This is a genomic window from Streptomyces sp. NPDC053426 (assembly GCF_055585405.1).
In genome coordinates this window covers 150,412-156,535 of the sequence record NZ_JBVJKE010000019.1, presented here as the reverse complement: position 1 = coordinate 156,535, position 6,124 = coordinate 150,412, and the positions used below count along the sequence as shown (strand labels likewise).

At 72.4% G+C, this 6,124-nt stretch carries 5 protein-coding genes; 2 read left to right on the top strand and 3 right to left on the bottom strand.

The annotated features are described in order from the left end of the window. Nucleotides 1–134 precede the first annotated feature (134 nt). Together ACZ62B_RS32085 and ACZ62B_RS32080 are read right to left on the bottom strand one after the other, a co-directional pair. The gene (locus tag ACZ62B_RS32085) at nucleotides 135–1,037 is read right to left on the bottom strand and encodes a tRNA (adenine-N1)-methyltransferase (RefSeq protein ID WP_073933638.1); all 903 of its coding nucleotides are present in this window, start codon (nucleotides 1,035–1,037) and stop codon (nucleotides 135–137) included. 59 nt (nucleotides 1,038–1,096) lie between these two features. Then, nucleotides 1,097–2,686: a site-2 protease family protein gene (locus ACZ62B_RS32080; protein ID WP_469693037.1), complete on the bottom strand. Its 1,590-nt coding sequence runs from the start codon at nucleotides 2,684–2,686 to the stop codon at nucleotides 1,097–1,099. A gap of 170 nt (nucleotides 2,687–2,856) precedes the next feature. Here ACZ62B_RS32080 and ACZ62B_RS32075 point away from each other — a divergent pair, with 170 nt between their 5' ends. Continuing rightward, nucleotides 2,857–3,789, top strand: coding sequence for a RecB family exonuclease (locus tag ACZ62B_RS32075; RefSeq protein WP_344560505.1), 933 nt, complete (start codon nucleotides 2,857–2,859; stop codon nucleotides 3,787–3,789). Between the two features lie 14 nt (nucleotides 3,790–3,803). Further along, entirely contained in the window at nucleotides 3,804–4,475 is a 672-nt protein-coding gene (locus tag ACZ62B_RS32070; RefSeq protein ID WP_073933635.1) for a response regulator, read from the top strand. Between the two features lie 65 nt (nucleotides 4,476–4,540). On the opposite strand, the gene ACZ62B_RS32065 is transcribed toward ACZ62B_RS32070, so the two are convergent. Then, a complete protein-coding gene (locus tag ACZ62B_RS32065; RefSeq protein WP_468885066.1) occupies nucleotides 4,541–6,124 on the bottom strand; it encodes an ABC transporter substrate-binding protein in 1,584 nt (527 codons plus the stop codon).

Sequence of the window (6,124 nt, the reverse complement as noted above, 5' to 3'; positions counted from 1 at the left end):
GTGTGCGCTTTTCTCCCCCCCCCCCCCCGCCCCCCCCCCCTCCCCCCCCCACCCCCCCCCCCCCCCTCCCCCCCCCCCCTCCCCCCCCCCCCCCCCCCCACGGCGCCTGTTCGTTGTGGGGGTGGCGGGCCGCGTCAGCGGGCGGCGCCTCCGTCGGCGTTGGGGCCCGCGTAGTCCTCGCCGTAGGCGCCCTTGGCGGGGCGGCGGCGGCGCATGGGCGGCTCGACGCCGTCGGCGAGGCGGCGGGCGGTGAGCAGGAAGCCGGTGTGGCCGATCATCCGGTGGTCCGGGCGGACGGCCAGGCCCTCGATGTGCCAGTTGCGGATCATCGTCTCCCAGGAGGTCGGCTCGTTGAAGCAGCCGATCTCGCGGATGGACTCGACGGTCCGGGCGAGCTGGGTGGTGGTGGCGACGTAGCAGCACAGGATGCCGCCGGGGACGAGCGCCTTGGAGACGGCCTCCAGGCACTCCCAGGGGGCGAGCATGTCGAGGATGACGCGGTCGACGTCGGTGTCGGACAGGTTGTCCTGGAGGTCGCCGACGGTGAGCTGCCAGGCGGGGTGCGGGCCGCCGAAGTAGCGCTCGACGTTCTGCCGGGCGATGTCGGCGAAGTCCTCGCGGCGCTCGTAGGAGTGCAGCATGCCCTGGTCGCCGATGGCGCGCAGCAGGAAGCTGCTGAGCGAGCCGGAGCCGACGCCGGCCTCGACGACGCGCGCGCCGGGGAAGATGTCGGCGAAGGCGAGGATCTGCCCCGCGTCCTTGGGGTAGACGACGGCTGCCCCGCGGGGCATGGACAGGACGTAGTCGGGGAGCAGGGGGCGCAGCGCGAGGTAGGCGACGTTCCCGGTGGTGCGGACAACGCTGCCCTCGGGAGCGCCGATCAGTTCGTCGTGGGGGAAGGAACCCTTGTGGGTGTGGAAGTTCTTCCCGGCCTCGAGCGTGAACGTGTAGTGGCGGCCCTTGGGGTCGGTCAGCTGAACCTGGTCCCCGACCTTGAAGGGCCCGCGCCTGCGGGCGGCACCGGTCGGTTCGGACATGTGAACAGCCTACCCGTCCCGGGAGGGGGCGCCGACCACCACCGGTGCGGGCGGGAGGTTCAGCTGGGCCGCGCCATCGCCTTCACGAAGGCCCGCTCGACGTCGGCCGCGGACAGGACGCCGTAGATCTCGCCGCTGTCCTCGACCACCAGGTACTCGGTGGCCGGGGTGGCGCGCAGGGCGTCCAGGAGGTCCTCTCCGGCGAGCTCGGCGGAGACGTGCATGCCGTCGGTGAGGTCCTGGGCGAGTCCGCCGACCGGTACCCAGGGGCGGCGGTGTTCGGGTACGCCGACGATGGCGGCCTCGCGGACCAGGGAGAGGGGGACGCCGTCGGGGTCGACGACGACCAGGGCGCGGGCGCCGGCGGCGTTGGCCCGGCGCAGGGCCTCGGAGAGGGGGGTGTCGGTCTCGACGGGCACCGCGCGGCGGGTGAGGTTGCGGGCGCGCAGTTCGGGGAGGTGTTCGCGCAGCCGGGCCATGCGCAGGCTGTTGCCGGCGCCGGTCCAGATGATCGCGGCGAGGATGGCGGCGAGCAGGGCGTCCAGGACGGTGTCCATGCCCACGTTGTCGACGGCGTCGGAGCCGAGGGCGCCGGACTGGGTGAGCAGCGGGAGGCCGATCAGGACGGCGACGGCGAGGGCGCGGCCGACCCAGGCGGCGGCGATGGTGCCGGTCATGGGTTTGCCGCTGATCGCCCAGACGACGGCGCGGAGCATGCGGCCGCCGTCCAGGGGGAGGCCGGGCAGGAGGTTGAAGACGGCGACGATGAGGTTGGAGATCATCAGGCCGGCCAGCAGGACGCCGGGGACGCTGCTGGGGTCGACGGCGAGCAGCCCGAGGTAGAAGAGGCCGGCCAGGACGAGGGAGAGCAGGGGGCCGACGAAGGCCAGCACGAACTCGCGGCCGGGGGTCTCGGCCTCCTTCTCGATCTCGGAGACGCCGCCGAAGAACTGGAGCTGGATGCGGCGCACCGGGAGCTGGAAGCGGAGGGCGGCGAGGGTGTGGGCGAGCTCGTGGACCAGGACGGAGGCGTAGAAGGCGACCGCGAAGAACAGGGAGACGAGGTAGCTGGCGGCGCCGAGCTCGGGCAGCACGCGGTCGATCTGTCCGCCGAACACCCAGGTGATGAGGATGGCGACGAGGAACCAGCTGGGTGCCACGTACACGGGCACTCCGAACGGGCGTCCCATCAGCAGCCCGCCCCGCTGCTTCTCCTGCGGCCGCTGCGGCGGCCCCGCCTGCCCGCCACCGGAGCGGGCCGACGACCGTCCTCCACCACGCTCGTCACCGGGCCCGCCCGCGGACGCCGGGGACTCGCCGGTCCCGGCGCTCGGGGGCCTCGGCCCGGAGGGGGCGTGACCGTCGGCGGCGGGGACGCCGGAGCGGCGGCCGGACTGCTCGTCGGTGGGGCCGCCCGTGGGCTCGGGGGGTTCGCCGGGCGTGGTGTCCGAGGGGCGCGGGTGTTCAGGGGTGCCCTCGGGGTGTTCGCCGGTGGGGCGGTTCGCGGGCGCGGAGTCCGCGGCCGCCGGGGGCCGGGGGTGTTCGGGCCCGTGGGCAAAGGGGTCGGGGGCCGGGGGGCGAGGGCCCGTGTGGTCGGGCGACCCGTCGTTGCCGGGTCGCGGCTGTCCGCGCCCGCCGCTTACGTCCACCGGTGTCCCCTCGTTCGCCGCGTCTCCCGTGCCTGCCGGACGGGAGGGTCTCGTGTCGATGGTATGCGGCCCGCGCCGCGCGTTCCGCTCCGGCACCCTGTCTCTTCCCTCCTTCCCCTTCCCTCCCCGTCGTCACGCGCTGTCAGTGGCGGGCCGTAAGGTCTGTGGGCATGGAGACGAGCATCGAGGGCGAGGAGCGGGCCGACGGCGGCGGTCCGGGCACCGTGGGCGTACGGGCGGACACGGTCGCCGCCATACCGCCCTCGTCGCTGTCCCCCTCGCGTGCGAGTGACTTCATGCAGTGCCCGCTGCTGTACCGGTTCCGGGTCATCGACCGGCTGCCGGAGAAGCCGAGCGAGGCGGCGACCAGGGGCACGCTGGTGCACGCGGTGCTGGAGCGGCTCTTCGACGCCCCGGCCGCCGACCGCACCGCGCCCCGGGCGAAGTCGCTGGTGCCGGGCCAGTGGGACCGGCTGCGCGAGACCAGGCCGGAGGTCATGGAGCTGTTCGCCGACGATCCGGAGGGCGAGCGGCTGGCGCGCTGGCTGGCGGAGGCGGAGAGGCTGGTCGAGCGGTGGTTCTCGCTGGAGGATCCGAGCCGGCTGGAGCCCGCCGAGCGGGAGCTGTTCGTCGAGGCGGAGCTGGAGTCGGGGCTGAGACTGCGCGGCATCATCGACCGGGTGGACGTCGCGCCCACCGGCGAGGTGCGGATCGTCGACTACAAGACGGGCAAGGCGCCCCGGCCGGAGTACGCCGAGGGCGCGCTGTTCCAGATGAAGTTCTACGCCCTGGTGGTGTGGCGGCTGAAGAAGGTGGTCCCGCGCCGGCTCCAGCTGGTGTACCTGGGCAGTGGTGACGTGGTGACCTACGATCCCGTGCTCGCGGATCTGGAGCGGGTGGAGCGCAAGCTGCTCGCGCTGTGGGACGCCATCCGGCTGGCGACCGAGACGGGTGTCTGGCGCCCGCGTCCCACGAAGCTGTGCGGCTGGTGCGACCACCAGGCGCACTGCCCGGAGTTCGGCGGCACTCCCCCGCCGTACCCCCTGCCGGTGAGGGCGCCCGAGTCCGGCGGGGCCCAACAGGGCAGAATGGGGCCGGACTAGCGAAGGAGACTTACGTGGCCATCCGCGTCCTACTGGTCGACGACCAGCCGCTGCTGCGCACCGGGTTCCGGATGATTCTGGAGGCCGAGCAGGACCTCGCGGTCGTCGGCGAGGCCGGAGACGGCCTCCAGGCCCTGGACCAGGTGCGGGCGCTGCAGCCCGATGTGGTGCTGATGGACATCCGCATGCCGCGGATGGACGGGGTGGAGGCGACCCGGCAGATCACCGGGCCCGAGCGGGACGGGCCGGCGAAGGTGCTGGTGCTGACGACGTTCGATCTCGACGAGTACGTGGTGGAGGCGCTGAAGGCGGGGGCCAGCGGCTTCCTGCTGAAGGACGCCCCGGCCAACGAGCTGGTGCAGGCGATCCGTGTGGTGGCCGCCGGGGAGGCGATGCTCGCGCCGAGCATCACGCGCCGGCTGCTGGACAAGTACGCCACGCATCTGCCGTCCGGTGACGAGCCGGTGCCGGACACGCTGCACACGCTGACCGAGCGTGAGGTCGAGGTGCTGAAGCTGGTGGCGCGCGGGCTGTCCAACGCGGAGATCGCCGCCGATCTGTTCGTCAGCGAGACCACCGTCAAGACGCACGTCGGCCATGTGCTGACCAAGCTGGGGCTGCGCGACCGGGTGCAGGCGGCGGTGTACGCCTACGAGAGCGGGCTGGTGCGCCCCGGCGCGCAGTAGCGCGGTACGACGAGGGCGCCCTCCCTGTCGAGGAGGGCGCCCTCGTCGTACCGGTGCGGGCGGCGTCAGCCCTTGCTCAGTTCCCAGAACCGGAACACGGTCGAGGCGTCGAGGCAGTACTCCAGGCCGTACACGCCGTCCCGGACGACCGCGTACTGCTTGGCCTGCCAGAGCGGGAGGACGGGGACGTCCTCGGCGACGATGTCCTGGATCCGGCCGAAGTCCTCTTCGGTGGCGGAGCGGTCGCTCTGGGCGGCCGTGCGCGGGAGGAGCGAGTCGGTGATCGGGCCGGCGTCGTAGTTGTTGTCCAGCACGTTGCCCTCGCCGAAGAAGGGCCCGGTGAAGTTGTCGGCGTCCGGGTAGTCGGGCACCCAGCCCTTGACGTAGACGCCGTACTCGCCGGCCGCGATGTCCTTCTCGTACTGGGCGAAGGGCACCGACTCGACGTCGGCGTCGAACAGTCCGCTCGCGTTGAGCTGTCCGGCGATCGCCTTCAGTTCCTGGTCGGTGGCCGGGCCGTAGCGGGACGGGGTGGACCACAGGGTCAGCTTCACCTTGCCGGTGATGCCCTCCTCCTCCAGCGCGGCGGCGGCCTTGGCCTTGGAGGGCCGGGCGCCGTAGGTGTCGAAGAAGGCGGTGTTGTGGCCGCCGATGCCGGCCGGGACGATCGAGTACAGCGGGCTGGCCGTGCCCTGGTGGATGTCCCGGACGAGGGCGTCACGGTCGATCAGATGGGCGATGGCCCGGCGCACGCCGGGTTTCCCGGCGACCGGGTCGTCCATGTTGAAGACCAGGTGCTGGACCTCGGCGCTGCTGCCCTCGACGATCTCGACGCCTCCGGTGCCGTCGTCGGCGCGGTCGATGTCGTTGATGGCCTCGGCGGTGAGGCCGCGGTAGGCGATGTCGACCTCGGCGTCCTGCACGGCCTTCTTCAGGGCGTTCTGGTCGCCGTGGAAGAACTCCAGGGTCACGCCGGAGTTCTTGGTCTCGGCGCTGCCCCGGTAGTGCTCGTTGACGGAGAAGACGGCGCGGTCGTTGGCGAACGAGTCCAGCCGGTACGGGCCGGAGCCGACCGCCTCCCCGTCCTCGCGCAGTCCGTCGGCGTCGTACTCGCGGTGGTCGACGATGGAACCGGCGCCGGACGCGATCTTGCTGGGGAAGGTGGCGTCGGGCGTGTTGAGTTCGAAGACGACCGTCTTCTCGTCGGGGGTGCTGACCTTCTCCAGCGTGGAGAACATGATCGCGGGCCCGTCGGGGTCGTTGATCTTCAGCATGCGGTCGAAGGAGAACTTCACGTCCTTCGAGGTGAGCGGGTCACCGTTGCTGAACTTCAGTCCGTCCCGCAGCGTGCAGCGGTAGACCTTGGTGCCGGCGTCCGCGAAGCCGCAGCTCTCGGCGGCGTCCGGCTGCGGCTCGGTGGCTCCCTTGGGGAAGCCGAGCAGCGACTGGAAGACGTTGTTGAACAACAGCCAGGAGCCGGGGTCGTAGCCGGAGGCGGGGTCGGTGGACAGGACGTCGTCGGACATCCCCACCACGACGTCGGAGCCGTCGGCCCCCGTGTCGCCGCTCTCGGTGCCACAGCCGGTCAACAGGCCGGAGGCCAGCCCCGCCACGATGGGCAGGACTGGCCACGGGTTACGCAAATTCAC